This is a genomic window from Paraburkholderia sp. GAS82 (assembly GCF_050436285.1).
Classification (GTDB): Bacteria; Pseudomonadota; Gammaproteobacteria; order Burkholderiales; family Burkholderiaceae; genus Paraburkholderia; species Paraburkholderia phenazinium_B.
Genome location: NZ_JBNDLX010000001.1, coordinates 428892 through 453262, shown reverse-complemented (window position 1 = coordinate 453262; position 24371 = coordinate 428892). Strand labels below are relative to the sequence as shown.

At 61.6% G+C, this 24371-nt stretch carries 16 protein-coding genes and 2 pseudogenes; 6 read left to right on the top strand and 12 right to left on the bottom strand.

The features are described from left to right. Nucleotides 1-231 precede the first annotated feature (231 nt). Both P3T17_RS02095 and P3T17_RS02090 read right to left on the bottom strand, forming a co-directional pair. Entirely contained in the window at nucleotides 232-2052 is a 1821-nt protein-coding gene (locus tag P3T17_RS02095; RefSeq protein ID WP_429288329.1) for a PAS domain S-box protein, read from the bottom strand. Then, nucleotides 2052-3173 carry an ABC transporter substrate-binding protein gene (locus tag P3T17_RS02090; RefSeq protein WP_429404416.1) on the bottom strand — a complete coding sequence of 374 codons (1122 nt, stop codon included), beginning with the start codon at nucleotides 3171-3173 and terminating at the stop codon, nucleotides 2052-2054. Before P3T17_RS02090 ends, P3T17_RS02095 begins: the two co-directional genes overlap by 1 nt. A gap of 452 nt (nucleotides 3174-3625) precedes the next feature. On the opposite strand from P3T17_RS02090, the pseudogene P3T17_RS02085 reads away from it, so the two are divergent. The 4 genes and pseudogenes from P3T17_RS02085 to P3T17_RS02070 form a co-directional block, all read left to right on the top strand. Then, nucleotides 3626-3805: pseudogene (locus P3T17_RS02085) on the top strand (transposase); the annotation flags it as partial. A gap of 318 nt (nucleotides 3806-4123) precedes the next feature. Beyond that, the gene (locus tag P3T17_RS02080) at nucleotides 4124-4540 is read left to right on the top strand and encodes a hypothetical protein (protein WP_429405537.1); all 417 of its coding nucleotides are present in this window, start codon (nucleotides 4124-4126) and stop codon (nucleotides 4538-4540) included. A 172-nt stretch (nucleotides 4541-4712) separates the two neighbouring features. Further along, a pseudogene (locus P3T17_RS02075) lies at nucleotides 4713-5618 on the top strand (LysR family transcriptional regulator); the annotation flags it as partial. Between the two features lie 491 nt (nucleotides 5619-6109). Continuing rightward, nucleotides 6110-7255 (top strand): porin, encoded by a 1146-nt coding sequence (locus tag P3T17_RS02070; RefSeq protein ID WP_074264097.1) that lies wholly within the window; start codon nucleotides 6110-6112, stop codon nucleotides 7253-7255. A gap of 95 nt (nucleotides 7256-7350) precedes the next feature. On the opposite strand, the gene P3T17_RS02065 is transcribed toward P3T17_RS02070, so the two are convergent. Next, complete coding sequence (locus P3T17_RS02065; RefSeq protein WP_429404414.1) at nucleotides 7351-7992, bottom strand: hypothetical protein; 642 nt, start codon at nucleotides 7990-7992, stop codon at nucleotides 7351-7353. 351 nt (nucleotides 7993-8343) lie between these two features. Between P3T17_RS02065 and P3T17_RS02060 the strand changes: the two genes are divergently transcribed. Then, on the top strand, nucleotides 8344-9138 hold the full coding sequence (locus P3T17_RS02060; protein ID WP_429404412.1) for an aldolase: 795 nt from the start codon (nucleotides 8344-8346) through the stop codon (nucleotides 9136-9138). 135 nt (nucleotides 9139-9273) lie between these two features. On the opposite strand, the gene P3T17_RS02055 is transcribed toward P3T17_RS02060, so the two are convergent. From P3T17_RS02055 to P3T17_RS02025, 7 genes are all read right to left on the bottom strand, one after another. Next, complete coding sequence (locus P3T17_RS02055) at nucleotides 9274-10245, bottom strand: PP2C family protein-serine/threonine phosphatase (protein WP_429404410.1); 972 nt, start codon at nucleotides 10243-10245, stop codon at nucleotides 9274-9276. Nucleotides 10246-10293: 48 nt separating this feature from the next. Then, complete coding sequence (locus tag P3T17_RS02050; RefSeq protein ID WP_429404408.1) at nucleotides 10294-12519, bottom strand: tetratricopeptide repeat protein; 2226 nt, start codon at nucleotides 12517-12519, stop codon at nucleotides 10294-10296. Nucleotides 12520-12595: 76 nt separating this feature from the next. After that, nucleotides 12596-13780: a hypothetical protein gene (locus P3T17_RS02045; RefSeq protein ID WP_429404406.1), complete on the bottom strand. Its 1185-nt coding sequence runs from the start codon at nucleotides 13778-13780 to the stop codon at nucleotides 12596-12598. Further along, a complete protein-coding gene (locus tag P3T17_RS02040) occupies nucleotides 13777-15141 on the bottom strand; it encodes a hypothetical protein (protein ID WP_429404404.1) in 1365 nt (454 codons plus the stop codon). The genes P3T17_RS02045 and P3T17_RS02040 overlap by 4 nt, the downstream gene beginning before the upstream one ends. 42 nt (nucleotides 15142-15183) lie before the next feature. Beyond that, nucleotides 15184-16005 (bottom strand): FHA domain-containing protein, encoded by an 822-nt coding sequence (locus tag P3T17_RS02035; RefSeq protein ID WP_429404402.1) that lies wholly within the window; start codon nucleotides 16003-16005, stop codon nucleotides 15184-15186. Between the two features lie 20 nt (nucleotides 16006-16025). After that, on the bottom strand, nucleotides 16026-17315 hold the full coding sequence (locus P3T17_RS02030; RefSeq protein ID WP_429404400.1) for a VWA domain-containing protein: 1290 nt from the start codon (nucleotides 17313-17315) through the stop codon (nucleotides 16026-16028). 17 nt (nucleotides 17316-17332) lie between these two features. Further along, complete coding sequence (locus P3T17_RS02025; protein WP_429404398.1) at nucleotides 17333-18523, bottom strand: toxic anion resistance protein; 1191 nt, start codon at nucleotides 18521-18523, stop codon at nucleotides 17333-17335. Between the two features lie 446 nt (nucleotides 18524-18969). Between P3T17_RS02025 and P3T17_RS02020 the strand changes: the two genes are divergently transcribed. Continuing rightward, the gene (locus P3T17_RS02020) at nucleotides 18970-19629 is read left to right on the top strand and encodes an N-acetylmuramoyl-L-alanine amidase family protein (RefSeq protein ID WP_429405479.1); all 660 of its coding nucleotides are present in this window, start codon (nucleotides 18970-18972) and stop codon (nucleotides 19627-19629) included. Between the two features lie 16 nt (nucleotides 19630-19645). On the opposite strand, the gene P3T17_RS02015 is transcribed toward P3T17_RS02020, so the two are convergent. Both P3T17_RS02015 and P3T17_RS02010 read right to left on the bottom strand, forming a co-directional pair. Continuing rightward, nucleotides 19646-20095 (bottom strand): SMI1/KNR4 family protein, encoded by a 450-nt coding sequence (locus P3T17_RS02015; protein ID WP_429404396.1) that lies wholly within the window; start codon nucleotides 20093-20095, stop codon nucleotides 19646-19648. Further along, entirely contained in the window at nucleotides 20086-24204 is a 4119-nt protein-coding gene (locus P3T17_RS02010; RefSeq protein ID WP_429404394.1) for an RHS repeat-associated core domain-containing protein, read from the bottom strand. Before P3T17_RS02010 ends, P3T17_RS02015 begins: the two co-directional genes overlap by 10 nt. Nucleotides 24205-24371: the final 167 nt, after the last annotated feature.

Below are 24371 nucleotides of genomic sequence, written 5' to 3'. Positions count from 1 at the left end.
GGCGTGAGGTCGGGGCCGGGCGACGCATCGGGCACGCACGCTTGCGGGAAGGGGTTGAGCCGGAACATCGGGTCTCCGCGTTTTGGGTATCGGTCTGGTTGAGTTGCGAAACGTCGACCACTCGGAGCGATCCTAAGCACACCGCGCGAGCCAAGGAAGTCACGACATAATATCGTGATCTGTTTTTTAGATCACCCCGGCTCCGAGCGTGTTGTCCCTGCTCGAGGCCCCTCAGCCAGACGGAACGACGGTTTTCTCCCCCACGTAGAGGCGAATCACACAGCCGGCTGAGGCCGTGCTTTCGACATGCAGCTCGGCGTCGATCAGGCGGGCCCGTTCGGTCATGCCCAGCAACCCGTATGAATAACCTTCGCGAGCAGCCGCAACGTCGAAACCTTGCCCGTCGTCACGTATCGTCAGTTCGATCGCGCTGTCGACATTGCGCAACGTCACGTCGACGCGCGAGGCCTTCGCGTGACGGGCAACGTTGGTCAAGGACTCCTGCACGATGCGGAAGATGGCCGTCGCAGAGGGATCCGGAAGATGCGGTTCCGGGCCCTCAAGGTGGAAGTGGCAAGGAATCTGCGCATAGCGCGTGAAGTCGTGGGCCAGCCACTCCAGCGCCGAGGCGAGACCGAAATTGAGCGCGGCAGGACGCAGATGGCTTGCCACACTGCGCACAATGCCAATGGTTTTTTCGACCAGCTCACGCATGCCATCAGCCTTGCGAAGGGCAGCTGAATCGTCCGCGAGATGCATCCGCAGCAGCGATACATCCATTTTCAAAGCCGTGAGCAACTGACCGAGATCGTCGTGAATCTCCATGGCAATACGCTTGCGCTCTTCCTCGCGGATCGCTTCCAGATGCGCGGAAAGCTGCCGCAAGCGCTCGCGCGACACCCGCAGTTCAGCCTCGGTCCGCTTGCGCTCGGCCACTTCGCGCTCAAGCTGGTCGCGATGCTGCTGCAGGTTTTCGACGACGTGCCTGCGGGCCGTCACATCGCTCATCAAGCCCTCCAGAACGGCCGGCTCGCTCCCCTCGACGCTGACACCGCGCGCATTCAATTCTACCCAGATCGGGACACCATCCAGGCGCATCAGGCGCAGTTCGAAGCCCACGATCTCGCCCTCGGCGCGCAGCACCTCGAACAGCGTGCGAATTTGCGCTGCATCGAACGGCAGTCCGTACAAGGCGGCCGCGCCGGCCGCCATCAGTTCGTTCGGGCTGCGGTAGCCGAGCAGCTGCGCCATGGCGGGGTTAGCCTCGGTGAGCCTGCCGCTGCGCTCGAGCAGGAAGATGCCCTCAAGCGCATTTTCGACAATGCTGCGGTACTTGCGCTCGTTTTCGCGCAGCAAGGTGGTGGACTGGCGCAGCCGTTCCGCCATCGAGTTCACCCGAGTGGCGAGCCGCCCCAGTTCGTCGCCGGATTCCACCACGCAGCGCGCCAGCAGGTCGCCACCGGCGATGCGATCGACCATCTCTTCGAGACGATTGATCGGCCCGCGTACCATGCGCTTGAGCAGCACGAACGTGACGATATAGAGCGCGGCGACGATGGCCGCCACTGTCCAGAGGATCGACCGGCGCGCCGCGCCGATGGCCTGCTCGGCCAACGCTCGCGTGTAGACCAGCCGCACTTCGCCGATCTGCTCGCGCGGCGCATCGCCAGGCGGGGTGAATTCGATTGGCCGGACCCGTACCACGGTATCGGCGCGTTCGTTCGCCGACGGCCCCTTCACCGTGGACACGACACCGTAATTCGTCGCCGTGACGGTGTATTCCACGAGCTCGGGGTTGGGCGCAAGCGCCTGAAGCTGCTCGTCGATAGCCGCGCGGTCGACGTTCCACAACGGCTGCGCCAGCGAACGGCTAAGCAGGTCCGCAACCCGCGAGGCGCGTTGTTCCAGTGCGCTTTCGCGCCGGTCCCGTTCGTGCTGGGCCACGACATAAGCCGAGCTGCCCGCGACGATCGCGACGAGAACCGCAAGCGCGAGCATCAGCTTGGCGTGGAGGCCCAGCGAATGCAGCGCATGGCGCGGAGAAAGGTGCATCACGAAAGTGTCGGGACGGTAGTCAGGAGCCGTTGCAGGCCGAAGTCGTAAGGACCCGGGCTTGGGTAGAGGCACTTCGAGTACACGCCGAAGTTCAGCGACTGTCCATGAGCGAACACGGCGTCATAGTATTGCGCAGCGTTCGCGCGGTGGATCACGCGCAGGAAGTCGAGCTTCTGGCGCACGCCTCCGGACGCGGCAAAGTCCTTGCCGTGATGATAGTCGTAGAGCAACACCATCGCCCATGCCCCGATGAAATAGTCGCCTGCCACCATCGCGGCCAGCCCGCCGTCGACGATACTCTGCAGGGCCTCCTGCAACGCCCCCATGCCGCCCACCAGAACATGCGCATGCCGCTCTGTGACTGCGCTCATGGCGCCGAGCGCCATCGCGTCGTTGGCGGCCCAGATCAGGTTGGCCTGCGGATAGCGCGCCAGCAATACGCGGGCTTTTTGCGCGCTATCGGCATAGCTCCAGTCGCCGAACACCAGTTGGCAGGTGTGCGCGTCCTGCTCGTGGGACAGGAACGCATCGACGCCCTGGGCACGCTCGAGCGACACCGGCGTGTTGGGATCCCCCGTGATGCCGATCACCTGCGCGCCGGCCGGACTCACGCGCTGATAAAGGTATTGCATCAGGCGATAACCCGCTTGCGCTGCGTTCGCCGTCGCTGTGCCGATCCAGTTGGCGATGCCTTCCCGTTCATTGCCGATCGCCCGGCGCTGGCCCGGAGTGAGGTCATTGTGGATCAGCAGGACCTTGGCTCGCGAACCTGCCAGCGCGGTCAGCATCTGAGCGGCGGCCATCTTCTCGTTGACGATGACCACATAGTCGGGGGCGTCGGCGCGCTCTGCGACCTCTCTCGCCTGACGCACCATCAACAGGTGATCGCGTTCGGCGTACAGGACCTCCAGCTGCATACCGAAGGTTTTGGCGGCCACCCGCATGAAGCGGGAAACGAGTTGCCACTGCTGTCCGGTGCCGCGTTCGACGGCTTCGCCAGGATTGAGGAAGACCACGCGGGGCGCCGGGCCGGATGCGAAAACGGGACCGGCCATGCATAGCAGGCTGGCGTTCGCCAACGCGAGTAGCGCTGCTCTACGTTTGACGGGTCGGTCCACGGCGTCTCACCTTTATAAGCCCCGTAATGTACTACGGACATGCTCCCCTTAAATATGACTCCACTCCGCCCATTTTACGGTTTGCCGGAATGCCGCCAATATTCGCGCCATAGTCCACGGGCCACGGCTGACGCCTTCGTCGTGCCTCGCCTGGTTTGCTGCTGGCAGGACGGCACGGCTCGAAGCGTTATTGTCAGATCAATCGACAGTCGAGTCCCCGGCTGGCGTGGACGCCATGGCCGCAGGCCGACTGCTCCGCAGACAGGCTGCATTAGGAATTTCCTGACATCAAAATCGGCATAAATGCCGGGAAATTCTTCGTATTGCCCGACTTGGACCAAAAAGGTCTGGCGCTTACGATCAGTGTGCAACCCTTGGACCCAGCACGAATCGTCGATCACGCATTCGTGACGCTCCAGCTGCAAAGCAGCTATGGCGACGTGGAGAAGCACATGTATTTCGATGAGCTAAGCAATGACGAGTGGGCACTCCTGCAGCCCATGATTTCCGACCAGAGTGCCGAGCACCCGCCCCGTCGCGGACGGCCTCGTGCAAAACTGCGCGTCGTGGTCAATGCTGTCCTGTGGGTAATGACTACCGGAGAGTCGTGGTCGCGCCTCCCCTGCGGTTATCCATCCGGCCCGACATGCCGGTGCCGGTTCGAAGAGTGGCGTTTGAACGGCACGCTCCTCGCGATGGTAACTTTGCTGTCGAAACATGGGCGAACGTTCACCTATGTCCCCACGCCGTCGTCCAATGAGATTGTGCGCGCGTTACCGCACCCGCCGCGCTTTCTTCGCGAGGACGGCGGACCCCAGGTGCTATGGAAAAGCGCGGATGCCTGGCAAACTTCGTCCGGCGTAGTGGACAGGGCATGCGCGGCGACCCCGTTCTCCGAGATCACACGCCAGCTATCAGGACGCCAAAATGTTCCGGCGAACGAATCCAGCGTGGCTGCGCAACCGGTGCGCCAGAAGCCGCGACTGCCACGCACGGAATACTCGCAATGGATGGGCCTGCATTCACACGGCGCACAGGTCAGCGACCCACGAGGTTACGTCATCTATGCCGCTGTCGACCGGCTCGAGGAAGCCTCGTTTCGCGGCTGGGCGGAAATCGTGAAGAGCGGGCGGCGCGTCGCGCGCTCGGGTCTGGTCGGCCCGCGCCTGGCCAACGCCGAGGACGCGCAGCACTACGCGATCGATTGGGCGCGCAAATGGATCGATCGGCATTGCCCCACACCGGCCATCATCGAGGTTGCAAACCCCGTGCGAACGTTGAACACAACATCGCTTCCTCAACCGGTCGCGCGAGACGAGGCCGTATCCGAACAGGACGAGTACTACCACGAGAGCGTGCGATGGTGATATGAGCTCCCGTTTGCAAAGCTGACGGCGCCGCCATGTCGATGTCAGAGTATCGTCATTGACGACCCCATACAATCTGCCAGTTTGAAGAATAGTTGATGCGAGCCATGCCGCGCCGCGACCGTGCGGCTCATTTCGTTCGCCGGGTTTCGCCAGCGGTAGGAGTTGTCCTGTGGATCATCTGGATTCGATGCGAATCTTCGTCAAGGTGGCAGATCTTGGCGGCTTCGCCCGCGCCGCCAGCGCGTTGAGGATCTCCAATGCAGTAGCAACACGCCACGTCGCCGATCTCGAAGACCGTCTGGGGACGCGATTGCTCAATCGCACCACCCGCAGCCTGTCTCCAACCGAGTCCGGTCACGCCTATCTCCTGCGTGTACGGCAGATTCTCGAGGAACTCGACGATATCGAGCAGATGGTCGCATCGCGCAACCTCGAACCTGCTGGGACCCTGCGTATCGTGGCGCCGATGGTATTCGGCCTGCATAAGCTTGCGCCTGTACTACAGGGCTATACGGCGCGCTACCCGCGGGTCACGCCGGATATCACGCTGGTGGACCGCCCCGTCGATCTGGTTGAACGCGGTTTCGATGCAGGCATCGTGGTCGCGCGGCAGACGGGTAACGCAGGCGTCGTCGTGCGGCCGTTGACGACCGCTTTCATGACCGTCTGCGCGCCGCCCGAGTATCTTCAAAGGCACGGCACGCCGACGCATCCCGAGCATCTGCTCGAGTATCCGTGCCTCTCGCTCTCTACCGATTATTGGGGCGAAGAGTGGGCGTTTACCGGCAGGGCCGGCGAGGTGAGAGTGAGCCCCACTAACGCGATTGTCGCGAACAACACCGAGATGTTGCGGCAGTTCGCGCTGGTCGGGATGGGCATCGCGGTGCTGCCCAGCTATCTGATCGAGCAGGACATCATGCGTGGCAGGCTCGTACCGCTACTCACCGATTACCATCTGCCACAGATAGAGGTCAGCGTCGCCTACCCAAGCCGCCGTTATTTCTCGGCCAGGACGCGCACGTTCGTTCATCATCTGATCGGGCATTTCAATCCGATGCTCCACAGCATGCTCGGCGGCCCAGAACTTCTCGCGGCGTCGGAGTTCGGTTCGTCCATCCCGCAGCCATCGCGGACGTAAAACACGCTACACCCCCTCCTGTTATGTGCAGTGCGCAGTCGAGGCGCACGCACACACGCGCCTTCAGACTCCCGTTGTTGTCGTTGTATTTGCGCATCATTTTTGCTCTCGCTGCGGCCACATACAACGGTCGAGCCGCTCATCCGCTCACCCTCCGCAGATTTTTTGCAAAATGCCGAATCCCTTTGCCATCAGGGCTTAGCAGCGCGCGCAGCACGTATCGTTGCCGGCCGTCAAAATCAGAATTGCGCAAATTCGCGGATTCGCTCACCAAGCCCCTCTCTACACTTCACATGCCCCCAAACGAGCGCGCGCGTTGCACGAGTTGCACGTCGATGGACTTGCTTTGCCTGCGAGTGCGCGAAGCCGTTGCTGGAAAGCGGGCTCTATATATAAACAATTCAGTATTCTGTTCCCGGAGCTAAGAAATGAGAAAGGCCGTAATGTTAGCTGCCCTGACGGGCGCTTTTGCGACTGCTGCACATGCTCAGACCAGCGTTACGCTGTATGGCCTGATTGACGCGGGTATCACCTACACGAACAATCAGGGTGGCCACAGCAACGTGCAGGAAACCGACGGTGCCATCAATACGAGCCGTTGGGGTCTGCGTGGGTCGGAAGACCTGGGCGGCGGTCTGAAGGCTATCTTCACGTTGGAAAACGGTTTCAATGTCTCCACCGGCGCGCTTCGCCAGAACGGCCGTCTGTTTGGCCGTCAGGCGTTCGTCGGTCTGTCCGATAACCAGTATGGCTCGGTCACCCTCGGCCGCCAGTACGACAGCGTGGTCGATTACCTCGGCCCGTTGGCGTTGACCGGCACGCAATACGGCGGCACGTACTTCGCGCACCCGTTCGACAACGATAACCTCGACAACGATTTCCGTATCGACAACTCGATCAAGTATCAGAGCGCCAATTACAACGGCCTCAAGTTCGAAGGTTTGTACGGCTTCTCGAACGAAGCGGGTGAGTTTTCGAATAACCGCGCGTACAGCTTTGGTGCGTCGTATAACTATCTCGGCCTGACAGTCGCAGCCGGCTACCTGCAGATCAACAACGACGTCACCTCGGCTGTCATTACGAACACCAACGGCGTGCTCGATGGCGACAACACCTTCTTCGCAGGCCGCCAGCGCACCTGGGGTGCCGGCGTCAAATACGTCTTCGGCCCGGCTACGGCAGGCTTCGTATTTACGCAGACCATGCTTAACCAGGCATTCGGCATTTCCGCGAGTCAGTCTGGCGTAACCGGCGGGTTGGCGTTGAACGGCGGCAGCGCCCGCTTCAACAACTATGAAATCAACGGCGTGTACTACATCACGCCGGCTATCACCCTCGCCGGCAACTACACGTACACCGACGGCAGCCTGAACGGCGCGGATCCGAAGTGGAATCAGGTCGATATTCAGGCCGCGTATCTGCTGTCCAAGCGCACCGAGCTGTACGTGCAAGGCGAATATCAGCACGTGATCGAATCGGGTCTGAATATCGGCGCGATGATCAACGGTCTGTCCGAAGCCTCGGCCAATAACAACCAGGTCGCGGTGACCGCAGGTATCCGTCACACGTTCTAAGCGGTATCGGCACTGCTGCATTATCGAAGCAGCAGCAGGACACTAACGAAGCGATGTCGAGGAAATGCCGTCCGGCCACAAGCTGGACGGCTTTTTTAAGCACGGTTGGCTTCGCAGTCGGCCCATAGCCGCAGCGGATCACGGTGCAGTGGATACTTGCTGTCAAGCCATGCCGACAGTTTGGCCCAATCTGGATGATTGGTCCCGGTCTGCGCCGACCAGATCGACGAGCGCTCGAGGATCTGACCGTTCTCACGATCACGGACAAACAGACTGCCGAGGCCGCTCGAGCTATTCGTCTGCGACTCCACCAGATAGCGCGGCAAAATCCTCAGCTCGGCATCCTCGGCCCATCCATACACGGCTCGGACTACGCCGGCCGGATCGCGCAACTCGATCGGTCCGCTTGCGGGGCGCACGGCCGACCACCCTTCTGGAAAGTCGGTCACCACCTCGTTCCTGCCCTCCCTCACCCACTTCAGCCGCCATGCCCGCTCCATGGCGGTACGCACGGCGGACACGGACGCATAGCCTGCAGGCAACTCGATCGCCAGCGGCAACGTAACCAGATTGTCTTTCCACAGTTTGGCTTCTTCGTCGACGCGTTCGACCTCATCGAACGCGCCTTCTTCGAATGGATTGGTGGGCCGGCTCGCCGATCTGACGCTTGCCTGGGGCAGTCCTTCGAACAGGCGCTCGGCATCTTGCCGGGTGCGCTTAGGTTTTCCATTTTTCATTTGTATCTCCGCTGAAAGACGCTCTCGCGAACGTCTAACTACGTCATAGGTATTCAGGGTTAGCTCTTTCAGCGCGTGTGCAGCGCAAGACGAGGGGTGTTCAGGCGGGTAATGGGGGCAGCCGCAGGGAAACTTGCCCGACCATCTTACCCTGAAACATTACTACAACATTGCCATACGTCTGTATACCAAGTCCAGAACCGCGCTCCGGGCGCCCTGCCCGGCATCCCCGGGAAGGATTGAATGCCATGCTGTGAATTCATACGCCCGGAGAAAAATGGCATCATTTGCCCACTGACGTCCCGCCCGCATTCGCGGAGCCTGCATTTATCACTTTGGAGGTAGAGAGCAATGGCACATGGCCTCACTTCAGTACCCGCCTCGGCGCGTACAAAAATCGCACCCGACGAACTCGACACGGCGGCGATCCGCGAAGCGCGCATCGATCTCGCGGCGTGTTTCCGGATGGCGGCAAAACTCGGCATGCACGAAGGCGTGTGCAATCATCTGTCTGCCGTACTGCCGGGCCGCGACGACCTGTTCTTCGTCAATCCGTACGGTTACGCGTTCGACGAAATCACCGCGTCGAAACTGCTAGTCTGCGATATGCATGGAAATGTCGTGCTAGGCGACGGCGTACCCGAGATCACCGCTTTCTATATTCACGCGCGCGTGCATCTGCGGCAGCCGCGCATCAAGGTCGCCTTTCATACGCATATGCCGAATGCGACCGCGCTGGCAATGCTCGAAGGACCGCCGCTGCTGTGGGCAGGACAAACGGCGTTGAAGTTTTATGGTCGCACAGCTGTCGACGAAAACTTCAACGGGTTGGCGCTGAACAGTTCGGAAGGCGATCGCATCGCCGACGCAATCGGCAACGCAGACATCGCATTCCTGAAGAACCACGGCGTGATGGTGGTGGGCGCAACGATCGCCGAAGCGTGGGACGACCTCTACTATCTCGAACGCGCATGCGAAGTGCAACGGCTCGCACTCTCGACGGGCAGGCCGCTGAAAATCGTCGATCCCGGCATCGCCGCAAAAACCTACCGGCAGATGCGGGGCGGCGAGCAGGATAGCGCGCGCCAGCACCTCGCGAGCGTTCGCCGATTACTCGATCGGGATGCACCCGACTACGCGCTTTGATCGTGATGCAACTCGGACCCGCCAGCAAAGGCCGCCGAAACGGGAAACAACAGTCCGAGAATTCCGGACCACATACGTTTCCACGAAGCGCCCTTCACGACCTGAAGGCCAGGCGCCGGGCCAGCGTGGCCTATGTCAGCGCAAACGGCACAAAGCAACGCTGATGTTATCCTGGCCGCCTGCCGCATTCGCAAGCTCGACGAGGCGCACGCACCGGCTGGACAGCGGGGCATCACCTGCCCCTTCAGCGAGGTGGGTCCATAGCGCTGCCGGCTCGGAGAAGTAATTCCACAGGCCGTCGGAACACAGCAGCAGCCAACTGGTGGTGCTCAGCCGGCACGCCCCCGTATGGATCACCGGTTCGGCGTCGCGCATGCCGAGACACTGCGTGATGCAGTGTGCGTTCGCATCCTTGAGTGCGGCCTGCAAGGGAAGACCCGCTTTGACCTGCTCGTTTAACCACGAGTCGTCTTCTGTCAAAAGGCGCGGCTCGCTGTCGTCGAACAGGTAAAGCCGTGAATCGCCAACCCACGCATACGACAACTGTTCGCCCTCGATTAGTGCTAGCACCAACGTCGTTTGCGGTTCCGCGAGGCCCGTGGTTCCATAGTCGAGCTCACAGACCGCTCGATGCGCCGCTCTCACCGCGCTCTCGAGGCGCTCTCGTCCTTGTTGCGCCTGTGCGCTGCGTAGCGCTGCGAACGCGACGCTAATAGCGGTGTCAGCGGCCTTGCGCGCCTGCCACGACGTCGAGACACCATCGGCCACAGCAAGCGCAAGGCCGCCCGCCACGTCCTCGATGCCGACCGCGTCCTGGTTGTCCAGATGCCGGCGGCCGCGGTGCGTCGCGCTCGCGGCCCCTTCGCCGAGCGTCGCCACCTCCACCACGTCCGACTTTGTCAGCTTGAGGCCGCATGCCGTGCAGAAGCCGTCTTCGAAGTCCACGCTACCGCATTGACAGCGCGGCTTGATTTCACCCGCGAGTGCGGTGTCAGCGCCGGCCGCGTTGATCTGCGCGGGGTTGCCGTCCGCCGCGGCTGCACCCACCCGCGCGCCACAAGCTTCACAGAACGCAAATCCTGGCGCGAGCACCTCGCCGCATTTCATGCAATGTTCCACAAACTGTCCTTTTGCAGGCATCTAGCGTGGTTGCGTTCAGAACAAGGTCACCGGCCGGACCCGGTTGGCCTGGCTGATCCAGTAAAAACGTTCGCTCTCCGAGCCCGCCTCGTGCGCGGCACGCCGGAATTGCTCCTCGGCGCCCAGGCGCAGCGGCGTCTCCGCAAACGGCACGCCGAGGAACGTCGCGCCGCCTGGCCAGGTGAAATCGCGAATGCGCGATACCACCAGCGACAGCAGACGCGCCGCGACCTCGTACGCATGTCCACCGGCTGCCAGCGCCTGGCTGACCGCGGCGTCGGCGCGTTGCAACAGCGAACTGTCGACCAGCGCCGGATAGGCCAGCAGCGTTTCGCCGATCACCAGTTGGGTCAACGCATGCAGCGCATGATTGTCAGGCACGCGGCCTAGCACCGCCACCGCATCATGCAGACGGCCTGCCTTCGCATGGCAACGCGCCGCGCCTAGATGCGCGCTCACATACGCGGGGTCGACCTGGCCAACCCGGTCGTAGTACGGCAATGCCTGCTCGAGTTGTCCTGCGACTTCAGCGGCGACTCCCATCGCGAGACGCGGTGCGAGCTCGCCCGGCATCTCGAAGTAGCAGCGCTCGAACAGCGTCATCGCCTGTGCGCCGTCGCCCTGGACCACTTGCCAGAGTCCGCGGAACCAGCTTGGCCGCCAGTCGAACGGATCGGCTGCTTCCAGCGCATCGAGTGTCTCGGTGATGATCGCGGCGCGCTCCTCGGCACTCGACCATTCGTTGCCGATCAGCACTTCGACGAGACGCAGGCGCGGTTCGGTTGCGCGGTCGCCATACTTGATGACCAACGCCTGAAACTCTTTGACCTGTTGCGCGATATCCATCAGGCTCAGCACGCGGATCACCTCGTTGGCCGCACGGTCCTCGAGATTGACGCGCAGCGACGGCAGGCAGAGCGGCGCAGGCTTCGCCACCAGCTCTTCGACGCTCACATCGCGCAGGCGGTCACCGGTGAACACCTTGCTGTCGGCGGGCTTCGGGCCCGTCTGGAGCGCGACGATCTCGCGTAGTACGCCGAACAGTTGCTCAGCCATCTCATCCGCGTTCTGGAAGCGCTCATCGGGATCCACGTGGGTCGCGCGCAGCAGGAAGCGATACAGCGACTCATTCTGCGCCAACACGTCAAACTCGTCCGGGGATGGCAGCGCGTGCTCGTAGGCCGAGGTGAACTTGAACTCCATGATCAGGACCGCGAGCGCCCGGCCAAGCGTGTACAGATCCGAAACGGCGATCGGTTCGCTGTCCGCCTCGGGGGCAGCGAAGCCAACCGTCGCGTAGATATCGCCATCGGGGTCGCCGATCTTGCGCACCGCGCCCATGTCGATCAGCTTGACGTCGCCGCCTTCGATCATCACGTTATCCGGCTTGAAATCGCAATACACGAGCCCCTGGCTGTGCAGATACGAAAAGGCCGGCAGTATTCCTAATATGTACGCAATGGCTTCGGCCACCGGCAGCGGGCCGCGCGCCTTGCGCAGGCTGTGCACGGTCTGTCCGCCGACGTACTCCATGATGATGAAGCCCTCGGCGCCATGATTCACGAAGTCGTAAATGCCGACGATCTTCGGGTGCTTGACCGCGGCGAGGTAGCGCCGCTCAGCGACCGCCGCTGCAGCGCTGGCTTCATCGTTGGCGTTGAGCAGGCCCTTGAGCACGACCCAGCGCGACAGGATCTGATCGAAGCCGAGGTAGATCCAGCCCAGGCCGCCGAACGCGATGGCGCCCTTCACTTCGTACTTGCCGGCAATCACGTCGCCCGGCTTCAGATGCGGCTCGAAGTCGTACGGTGTGCCGCAGGCCGGGCAGAACCCCTTGCTCCGGTTGACCTGCGCATCGCATTTCGGACAGTGGCGCTTGCGCGTCGGCACTTCCGGCGTCGCCATCAGCAACTTCAGTGGATCCTGGCTCGGCAGATCGGGCAGCGAGATCAATCCACCGCCAAGCGCATTGCGGCGCGTGCTGGTATGCGTCGAGATGCCGGCACGGCGGCGCGTGGGCCGTGTCGCGTTCTTGCCCGTGCCGCGCGTCGGATAGTTGATCGTGAAGCGCGTCGAACTGCGCGTGCGGCCCGTCGTCGTGGTATCGGGCAGTGGCGGCGGCACGGCATCGATGCCGCCCGTACCCGCAGCAATCAGCGAAACGGCCTTGGCCGGCTTGCCGCAATCTTCACACACCCCGTCGATGATCGTGCCGCTGCAATAGCTGCAGGCTGCCGTCATTTGATCACTCCTGTTATGCACTGCCCCGGTTGTTTTTGATTCACTCATTGATTCGCTTACCGATTCATTCACGCAATCAATGACTCAGCGTCAGCAGCAGGTTCTGATACTGCTTGAGCCACGCGCGCGTCGCCGCGACGTCGAGCGGCCGCGCCGCTAACGCCAGCGAAATCCGCTCGCGCAACGCCTCGCTGTCGACGTCGCGCCGCAACTGTGCGGAGAGAGCGCGTTCCTTGGCCTTCAAGGCTGTGAACTGCCCTTTCATCTCTTCGACTTCCGCACACCTTGCCTGCGCTTCGGCCACAGCTGCCTTGCCACGCGTCAGCGCCTCGTCAAGCGCTACCTCGATCCGGCTCAATCCGACATTCACCGCATCCCACTGTCCGACCTTCAGGCTGCCTTCCAGCGTGTCGCACCAGCTTTCCAGCATGCTGAGCTGATCGGTCGGTGCATGCGTCAACGATTGCGCGCCTGCCGCGCCGAGCAGCATCTGCACTTGTTGCGCCGAGGCTTGCCAGGCGGTCGACAGTCCGCGTAGCTCGGCGACCGCCGTCTTCGCACGCGCGAGGCCGGCACTCGCCTGAGCCTGCGACGACTCCAGGCGGTCCAGCATCGTCGCCCACGCAGCCAGGCCGCGGCCAATCGACGCCATGCCGGCGCGCGCATTGAGCGGGTCGGCCTGCAGGCCCTGGAGCTCGACAAACGACGGCCGTTCTGTGGCCGACTTGATGCGCGATGCACGCGCATCGAGGCTCGCATATTCGCTGTGCAGTTGCGCAAGCTCGGTTTGCGTCGTGCTTTCCGCACCGTCGATATCGGCCAGCGCGTCGCGTGCGGCCTCGAAGCTGCTCTGCATCTGCGCGAGCAGATCGGCGGGCGTCATCGAGGCGTGCCCGACCGCCGCCTCGAGCAGCGTCCGGTTCTTGAGCGGCACGGCCTTGGAGGGCCGCGCAATCGACGCGCCCTCCAGCAGCGCCAGCACCTTCTCGCGACGCATCTCCCGTGACACGAACAGTCCGCCGCGTTGTGCTTCAAGCGCCTCGTCGACGACACGCGCAAGCAGCAGGTAATCGTCCGACAGCGAGCTTAACGAGGCCAGCGCCGCTTCCGCACGCCGCTTCGTGACACCCGTGTAATGGCCTTCACGAGTCCGGATGCGAATCCGCTTCGTGCTCTCGGCACTGGACAGTTCGTTGATGTTCGCCGTCACCGCGGCGAGGCGCGCCTGCCAAACGGCGACCAGATTTTCGACGTCGCTCATTCGCGGAACTCCGCCAAACGCTGCTGCAGGCCGAACAGCGAACCGAGGAGTGGGCACAGCAAGGCCGGTAGTAGTAGTACCCATAGCCAGCGTACTTCGCCGAACGCGCGTTCGATCGCGAGATCGAATTGCGTCTGGTTGATGTCCATGGTCTTCAGCAACGCCTTGACGAAACGCTCGAATGCCCAGTCGGACTGGCCCGGCTGCGTGCCCAGGCACAACGCTACTGCGTCCTTGTGACGCCCAGCCGCTTCGAGCGCGCGAATCTGCCGGTCGATACGCACGTAATCGAGCCAGCCTGCCAGCGTTGCCTTCGCAGCGGCATCCTCGCCATCGAACGTGATATTCGCCAGCTCATTGCCAAGCAGCCCCTGACCCTGCAAGCTTTTCAGATCCGCCGGAAGTTGCGCGACATTAGCCATATCCACGGAAAACAGCCGATGCGCCGAGTCCTTGAACAGCGCAGTCTGGCGAGCCTGTTCGTCCTTGTCCTGGGTCAGCAGATACACGCTTTCCTGCGCATTCGCAGAATATGCGACGGCCCGGGCCCGAGATAGTGCGTAGACCGAATCGAACGCGTCTTCCTTCGCTACGCGCATGCTGGACATCACGTTAGCGGCCTGGATCGAGAACATTCCGACGGCAAGGATCAACAGCAGCGTGCCCGCCGCAATCGCGGGATTGATCAGCCGTCGGAAGCTCAGATACACATAGCGTTGCGTATCAAGCAGCACGGCGAGCAACAGCAGCGAAAGTGCGATGAACGCATAGAGCCAGCGATGCGCCGTCATCCGGCCATCGGTAAACGCCGTATCGAGGTGCTCGAAGTTCACCTGGGCGAGCGCTTCGGCGGCGGGTGCAATCCGCTCCCGCATCAGATCGTCGGCCTGCCCCAGCGCCTTGAGGTTGCCGCCCGGTGCCTGCGCCAGGCCGATCAGGCGTTGATACTCGGACAGGTGATCCATGATGTCGAGGATCGGACGCCGCTCCTCATCGCCATAGGTAATGTTTTGCGCAGCGGCGACGAGATGATCGTTGGCCTGCGCCATTGATTTCCGGTATTCGGTTGCGCCCGGTCCGTCCGGACCTTCTCCCGTCAGGAAGACATTGATGATCGACGTATGCGCGTCGCTCAGCGTACTGCGGATATTCTCGGCGGCGACGATCGATGGCTCGGAGTCCTTGCCGATCGTCTGCACCACCGTTGCATAGGAGCGGTAGGCGCAGAAGCCGACCAGCGCAACCAGCAGCGAGAGCGCCGCAATGACGGCCTGCCTGATCCGCAGTTGAGCCGGCACGTTGACGCGGCTCGCCTGCTGCGAAGCGCCGCTGAAATCGGCCGGCAGATGGGTCGACGACATGATGGTTACCTCTTGGTTATTCTGGTCTTCGATACGCCTGGGTCAACGGCCTTCGACGTAGACGCGCGTCCACATCCCAAGTGTCAGTTCGTCGCCGGGCTTGACGAGCGTTTCGACGCCGGGCTCGAGCGTGTTGCGATTGAAGAGCGTGCCGTTGGAGGAGCCCAGTTCCAGCACCGAAAACGCGCCCTCAGGACTGCGCACGAACTTCAGATGACGGCGTGAAATGCCAGGGTCGTGAATCACGATCTCCGGGTGAATGCCCTTGCCTTCGTACTGGCGGCCTAGCGTGTTTTCGTCGAGGTCCAGGTGGAACACCTTCGCCGGGGTGTCCACGGGGCACGGTACATCCGGTGCAAGCTCAGTGTAGAGCGAGGCGTCCACGACAATGCGCAGCTTGAGCCGCGGTGTGGTTGTCGCGGGCAGATCGGCTGCGGATCTGGCGTCCGGGGGAGAGGCGTTTGAGACAGGTGCTGCGGATAGCACCGGAGCCTCGGCTCTGGCCGCAGACGTGGATGGGGCCGCGGCAGCAGCCGGCATCGATGCACCAAGCGAATCTGGCACAGGTTGCGTCTTCGTCGCCGCGACGTCTGCGGCGGCCTGCGGCTTCGGTTGCGTCGCGCTCGGCCCCAACCCGCCGAACGACGTGCGAGCCGCGAAATCGTAGCGGCACATTTCGCAATAGCGCGCGCCCGGACGGCGCGGCGTCATGCAGTCGGGGCAGGTTTCTCCGCCGGCCGCCGGTGCTGTATCCGGCGCGGGCGCTGCATTCACCAGCGATGCCCCCGCTTTCATCGATGCACCGCATTCCGAGCAGAACTCGGGATCGGTGGATAGGTGTCCTTTAGGACAGATGTCGCTCATGACAGGCTGATTCTCAGTTCTCAGGATTGTTTTTCGACGGGCTGCTGCGTAGTCCCGGAGCGCCGCCGTACCGTTCTCGTGCCGCCCAGTTCCAGCTCCATTTCAGCGCCCTTGTCGGCCCGCTTCAGCCGCACCGTACCCGTGCTCGCATCGACCACATCGACGACCTTCTTCAGACGCCGCGTCACCTCGTCGTTGCCCGATTGCTCGGCAATCTGCGCGGCACGACCGAGCAGCCGGGTCGCACGTTCCTCGTCGCCGTTCGCCTTGGCGTCCAGCCCTTCCTGGATCGATTCCGCCAGCTCCGACTGCCCCGTATAGTGCGCAACTTCCTTGCTGATGCGCGTGGTCAGCACGTCGTCGCTCGACCATCTCACCGCGATCGGATCGCAGCTCACTTTCGTTTCGCCGGCCGGTCCTTGAAACACTACGGATGCGCGGCACGCGAGCATTTCGTCATCGAGTGAGCCAGTGGGCAGTTCGAATGCGAGCTGATAGTCGCGCGTTTCGGCGGCCCAAGCGCCCAGCGGAATATCGAGCGTCTTGTCATCGACGCGTTTGGCGAGCGGCATCAAGTCCAGAATATCGGGGCTCATCTGCTTGACGGTCGCCACCTTGACGACCTTCGGCGACCAGATGCGCAGCGTTGCACCCGCGATGCCCTTCGACATCGAGCGGGACAGAAACGCCTGAAAATCCTGATCGAGACCGGTGGGATCGATCACAGCATCCGCAGTGCCGAGCAGCGCCGATGCGATACGGCGCAACTGCTCAGGCTTCCAGTCCGTGCCGATGCCACGGCAATCGCACTGGAACACCCCTTGGCATTGCGCAATGACCGCGGGAAGCTGGTCACTGTCGTTATGATCGTTGTCGCCGTCGGTCTGGAAGTAGACGCTCGCGATCTCCGCGCCGCTCTGCTGGACCTGCGCGAGCGCAAGCTTCAGACCGCGTGACATCGCCGTGGAGCCGCCCGCACCGAGATCCTGCACGGCGCGATGCGCGTTCGCCCGGTTCTCGGCCGTGGCGCGGCAGGCTGCAACAACAACCTTCGCCGAACCCGAGAACGACACGACGAAGAACGACGTGTCATCGTCCAGCATGTCGATACCGCGACGCGCCGCGAGCTTCGCCTGGGCCAGCTTTTCGCCGTGCATCGAGCCGGACACGTCAAGCACAAAGCCCACCACCTTGCGGCCAGAAGGCATGCCTGCCGCAGACTCGATGCTCGACGAAATGGTCAGCACGGCATCGAGCCGTGACTGACCCGCCGGAAGATAGGGGTTAAAAAATCCCTGGATAGTAAACACGGAGCCTCCGCTCTGGATCAGGTAGGGGTCGACTTGCCAACGAGCCGGTTGCCGGCTTCGAGCAGACCGTCCTTGAATTTGCTGTTGACGCTCGACAGATCCGCAATCGCCTGTTCGCGTTTTGCGACGTTGGCCGCATCGATCCGTCGGCCGAGTTCGATCGTCTCGAGCAGCTTGTCCGCCGATTGCGACAACGCCGCAATATCGGCAGCGAAATCGCCCTGACTTGTTTTCGCTTTCAGATAGGCGTCCTGAAGCTGATCGCCGGCAATGCTGCCAAGTTCACGCGTCAGATCGCGGCGGGCCTGGGTGTCTTTCGATGCCTGCATCGTGCGTTCAAGCGAAGCCACGCGAAGAATTGCGCGCTTCAGTTCCGGCAGGTCGAACAGGATGCCGTCCATCAGATTGTTCATCTCGATCAACGCCGCGGCCTGTGAGGCCCGGATTTCCGGCACCGATGTGATGGAGCGGCTATGCGCCAGATGGATGCGCACGATGCGCGTTTCAAACGCATTGACCTGTTCGGCAAAATCGCGCAGACGCGTAATTTCGATCACGTCGCGTGACGCCTCGGCGGCTGCACGCCGCTGTTCGAATTCCACGCGTGCCCGCTTGATCAGGATCTGCCCGGCAGCCATATAAAGTTCGAGGTCCTTGATATGGATAATGCTGCTGTCGACGAGCCGGTCCAGCCTGTCATTCATGGCGCGCAGTGTTTCGAGCTGCGTTTGCGCTTTCTGCTCGATGGCCGCCAGATGGTCGGTGATCTTCTTGTGGTTCTGCTGAAGCGCACGTAGCGCGGAAAACCAGCCCCCGACGATGGGCAGACGGCCGAGGTGATCCGCCACTCCGCCGCTCTCGACCTCCGCCTTGACCTTCGGCAGGTTGAGTTCCTTGATCGTGGTGGCGAGCGCAATCGTGACTTCCCCCGCGCGACCTGTTTCGCCGGTGCGGATGCCCTCGAGCAGTGCATCGAGATGCTGGCTCAGTTCGCGTTGCGCATCGGCGCCAAACGACACGAGACTGTTCGTATCGCTAAACGAAACGCTCGATACGATCTGATTGACACGCGTCGTCTGTTCGCTGTTGAGCTTGCTCAGATCCATCTGCTGCTCGGGACGAAGCTCGAATTTCAGCGCGGGAATCAGTGACGTCCCTGCCGGCGTGGGTGTTGCGTTGGCAAGATCAACTTGCTGTTCGGCCATCATTTCCTCACAAACGGTTAGGGGATCGATGCAGATTCGATACTGGGCATGATGGCGTGGAATGCTTGAATGCATTCGCGAACGTGCACGTCAAACGCAAACCTGACAAACGGAAATCAACCCGCTCACATCGTATGTCATACCGCATCATAGTTTTATGACGAATCATCGATTCCGGATGGTACGCGCTCTCTTTCTAATTGACTATCGCACAATGGAAACGATAGCAAACCGAATGATTCTGTAAATAAAAATTGCGTAAATTTTTAAGGCTGGAACCCTATGGTGTTTCTTGCGCGTGATCGAGAGATGTCGATACACTAAGCGCGCACACGATTCCCGCGCCCAAGGCCGATGCGCTTTGCATACCAACACTGTCTCTCGTGACCTGAGCGCGTTAGACCTCACCATTCGAGCGGAATAAATTGTCGAGACTTCTGCGTTCAACCTTGATTCCGCTGGTGTTCGCGTTGTGCGCAGTACATTGCCAAGCCGTTTCGGTGATCGTCGACGCTGGGCACACACCGGCGCACCCGGGGGCGACGGGACCAAGTGGGCGCGTCGAGCATTTATACAATCTTGATCTCAGTGCAGCGGTCGCGCGCGATCTTCAGGCTGATGGTTATAGCGTCACCCGCACGGGCACGGATGCCCGCGAGATCGCGCTTGCGGACCGACCTAACGCCAGGCCTAACGCAAACTTCTTCGTTTCGATTCATCACGACTCACTGCCACAGGCATGGATCGATGCGGGACGGCGCCGAGAATTCAAGGGCTACTCGATCTTCGTTTCCGAACGCAATCCGCACTATCAGGAGAGCCTCGTTTGTGCGAGAGCGATCGGAGAGAAACTGATCGCGGCGGGCGAAACGCCCTCGCTGTATCACGCGACGCCGATCAAGGGCGAAAACCGTCCGCTGATAGACCGGCGGCTCGGCATTCATCGCTTCGACGATCTGGTCGTGCTGAAGACTGCGCCGATGCCTGCGGTGCTTGTCGAAGCAGGCGTTATTGCGAATCCGGACGAAGAGCCGCGTTTGCAGAATCCGGAGACGATCGAAAAGATTGCGGGGGCGATTTCGGGTGGCATTGTGGCGTGCCAGCGATGAGACGAGGACGACGCAGTCAGGCCGAAAGGTATTTCACCAGAAACTCCTTCAGACTCTTTGCGGCGAAAGGTCCCTGCTGCTTTCCATTCACTGGACTTATCAATACCATTGGCGATTCATCGTCGGCATCTCTCTGTGCCGTATCGATAGAAAGGAAAGCATCGCCATCCTGAAAATCGAGTGCTACGTATTGCTCTGGTAGCCCATACTTTTCGCGAGCGAGCTTTGTGAATGCGACGACGTCACCGGCAGACCCCACTTCCCTGGGCGTAAGTCCGGCAAACGTTCGACCGTCGATTTCGAGAGCACCATACTCGGCCATGTAGGCCTTGTACGATGGAGGAAATTCGACACCAAGCATCTGCTCAGCCTGATGAATCTTCTCGGGCGATACAGGTCCCGCAACTTCGATTTCTGCTCCTGCGGCAATGTTTTGCTCAATCAATTCATGAATATCTAGCTGCATCGTGAATTCCTCGCTCTCTCTTTCCAGTATTGCTTACGGAACCGGTCGTATCCCCGGGCGGCCGCGGGATCGTTTCGGAAACTGTTTCCATCTTCAATTAGGCCATGAAGTTGTCTGTAATACTTTTGATGTGTAGACGCGGACAGTTCGACCATGGGGCCGGGTTCATCACCAAGGACGTGATGGAGATTAACCTGGTTGCCGTCTGGTCCGAACGGGGCGTAGCCAGCCCCCATCAAATCCTGGTTGGTTGCGCCGTTGTTAATCATACCCTTCAACTTATCAAAGCTTGGCGAGTTAAGTGCCGTTTGATTGATGCTCATTTCACTCACCGGTGTGGTCGTGTCAATCAACGAGTCGTCTTGATAGACCTTGCGACCAAGAACGTCGCTAGGGATACGGGCCAGGCCGAGAGGGTCTATCCAGCCAACCGCGTTAGGTGCGTACTGATAGAAGTTCACCCCGCCTCTCAGCCCGACCGGATCCTTATTGATGAAGCGTCCGACGTCCGGGTCGTAGAAGCGGAAAGTGTTGTAGTGAAGCCCAGTTTCCCGGTCAAGATACTGTCCCTGGAAGCGCAGGTTCTGCGGTCGCGGGGCATACGCCGACGGCGTCACCTGACGCTCGCCCTGCGCTACCATCGTTCGAGCCGGCGCACGCTGGATCCACTCCTCCTGTACCGCGTTCCCCCAGACCTTGTATCGAGCCTGCCAGACTAGTTCCCCGCCTGCGTCAGTCAGCTCCTCCGGTATGCCTGACACATCGTTGTGAAAATAATAGACCGTATCGTGTTTTGTTCCATCATTCGCAGCCGGCGCATGATGATCGATCCGAGCGAGCGGCACATAGCTGCCATCTTCATACAGATACGTCAGCGCCTCTTCACCCTGCCGGTCGTGATACGTCTCCTGAATGAGCCGCATCCCGTCCCACAGAAAATCCGTGCTCGCGTACCCGCCGTTCAGTTTTCGAACACGCCGCCCAAGTGCATCGTATTCGAAATGCGTCGTCGCGATACCGATCCGGTCCTTCGTCACTACCGTCTTCAACTGGTGCCAGTCGTCGTACTCGAACGTCTGCTCCTTCGTCGGACCACGCCCACTCAGCTTGCGCGACAGACGCCCGAAGCGGTCGTATTCGAAGCGCTTGTCCTCGAACATCCGCAGCCGGTTGTGCTCGACGTAGCCGCCCGGGTGATCCCCCGACACAAGGTTCGCCGCCGCATCCCAACGGAACACTTCCGATGGCAGCCCCGGCCCGACCGCCTGCTCAATACGCCCGGTTGGATCGTAGCGATAGCTTGTGACGCCGTGCCGCATATCCCGCTTCTGCATCACGTCGCCCACTGCATCGTATTGCCATTGCTTGCCGAGTAACGCTTCGGGCGACGCGCCGCGCAGCGCCGTGTGCTGTGCACGGCGCCCAACACTGTCATAGCCGAATTCGCTGGTCAGTCTGCCCTGAGTGCGCAGCACCTCGCGGTGCAGATCGTCGCGTTCAATATCGGTGATCGTCGTGTCATCGACGCGCACCTGGTGGACATGTCCCGAGCCGTAGTGCAGCCAGTCGATCGTGCGTTCGCCCGATATCGTCGTGTTGACCCGGTTGCCCAACTCGTCATAGCTGTGCACAAGCCATCCGGTCGGCGTGTACTCCTCGAGCAACTCGCCGCGCGGTCCGTATTTCAGGTTCACCCGATTCTTCAGCGACAACCCCCTTGCCGTGACACTGTAGAGCTCCGCCGACGCAATCCGGCCCGCCTTGTCGTACAAGTAAGCGCAGGCTTCGCGCACGGCCACCTTGCGCACGAGCCGCCCAAGCGCGTCGCGCTCGTACGTCGTCTCGAGGACGTCCTCCCGCGCAGCGACACCGAATCCGCATACATCGTAAGCGTACGAGCGTCTGGAGCCGTCCAGCCCCACCTCCTCGATGAGCTGATCGCGGCGGTCATAACGGAACCGGTAGCTTTCGCCGTTCTCGTTGGTCAGCGACGCCAGCCGGAAGGCTTCGTCGTAGCCAAACCCCACCGCCCGTCCCGCCGCATCCTTGCGCGATAAAAGCAGGCCGCGCGCGTTGATGTCGTAGCGGGTGCTGCGCTGGTTCGGATCAATGACTTCAATCAACCGCCCACCTGAGTCGTACCGGAACGTTTGACGGGCACCATCGGCCGTCACGATCGACGTGACGCGCCCCATCGGGTCGGCCTCGTAGACCGTTTCGTGGCCGGCGGCATCGATCACACGCGCAAGCATCCCCCGCGCGTCGTACACGAAGCGCGTCGTCTTGCCGGAGCAGTCTGTATAAGCGGTCAGCTGTGCACGAGCGCTCCACTCGAGATGCTTGTAGCCGCCACGTGCATCACGGATCGTGTGCACGAGTCCTCTCTCATCGCGGTGATATTCCGTCGCGAACCCGGCCGGGTCGCGCGTCATCGTCAGGTTGCCGCGTTCGTCGTAGCGGTAGATCCATCGCGCATTCGCCGGATCGATCTCCGAGACTGGCAGATCGTAAAAGCCATTCCATTCGGTTCGCTCGACGCGTCCAAGCGCATCGATTCGGGCCGTCTGGCGCCCGCGCTCATCGTATTCGAAGCGCGTCGTGTGACCGGCAGGGTCAGTCGTGCTGACCAGTTGCCGCTGAGCATTCCATTCGAACTGCCATTCGTGTCCTTCCGCGTCCTTATAATGGGTCGGCTGCCGGTCCGCGTTCCAGGTCCAGCGAGTCACGCGTCCGAGCTGATCGGTGATCGTGACTTCACGGTGTTCGGGCTCCGCATCAAATACGTATTCCTCACCATCATCGGTCCAGTGGCGCACGACCCTGGCGTCTCGTCCCGTCCCTTGCCATGCATAGAAGGATTGCAGTCCGCCCGGCAGGGTCTGCCGGACCATCAGACCATTGTCGTAAGCGAAGCGCCGCACGATCTGTCCACTGCGGTCCGTCACCGTCTCCAGTTCGCCCGCATCGGAATAGGTGTAACGCACCAGCGTTTCGGGGGGTTCACCCTCGACACCGTGGCTTAGATCGATCGATGCGAGACGCTGAGGGTGCGCCTGCGCATACGTCAACCTCAGGGTTCGACCGGCACTGTCGAGTACGCGAGCCGGCCGGCTGATATGTTCAACCGCTTCCCGCTGAACCTCGATCCAGTTGCCATTGCGATCCTCGAGCCGCCAGAGCTTCAGCGAATCACCGCTGGTGGTGTCAGCTCGTCCAAAATCGCGGTATAGCCCGTCCACCGTCTCGACGACGTAATGGCCGCCGGCCGTGCAGATCAGGTAGATGCCTTCTGGCACGCTGAAATGGCTCTCTCCGGGAGGCACCGCCGGAAATACCATGTCGCGCCCCTGTTCGTCCCAGTAGGTAATCGATTCGATGCGGCCCGTTTCGTCGCGGCCGAGCTTCAGTTCGACACTGACTGGCACGCTCCAACCCAGTCCGAACAGACCGTCGGTCCGGTCATCGTGGCTGCTGTAGAAACGACGCCAGACGATCGGTAGCGCCCCGGGCAAAACAAAATCCGTGTCGTGCGTGCCGTCCAGGATCTTGCCGCCGGTGATCACGTTGACAGGGTGACCAGCAGAGGTCCGCATCAAATGACCCAGCGCGGTGCCGACCAGCGCCGCGCCCATATTGAGTGCGAGACAAGGCAGCTTGCTCTTGAGGAAGTCGTCCCAATTCATCTTGCCGCGCCCGCACAGGGCAAGCGCGATCCCGATTGCCGCCCCCAGCCATGCCACCCATTTGCGCGCCGCGGTGATATCGCGCACCGTTTGCGTACCGCCGCCAATGAATACGTTGTCCGAACCTTCTGCAATGCTGGCGTCACACGTGGTTTTATCCCCCACGCGCGACGCGGGATGATCGTTGATATAGACGTTGCCCGAGCCCTGGGCAATCATCTGCGGCCCGGAGTGATTCTGGCATTCAATCGTGTCCATGTCGCCCGGCTTTGCTGCGCGGGCAGCCGGCAGATTATTGACGTAGACATTGAGCGAGCCGCTCGTGATCTTGCCTTTGATCTCCGGCGGAGCGATCGCGTTACCCAGCGCATGTGCCGCGTTGTCGATCTTCTCGTTCAGACCGCTTCCTTCCATGACGGCGGCCACGCCAATCCCGATCCCAATCACGAGCGGCGTTGCGAGGCCACCCGAGCCGATTTCCAGCGCGGCCAGTCCCGCCACCACGGCGCCTTCCGCCAATGTCGAAAGCGCCCACCCGATGGCCGCACCGCCCAGCAGCGAGCCACCCATGCCAAGCAGATCGCCCAGCAGCG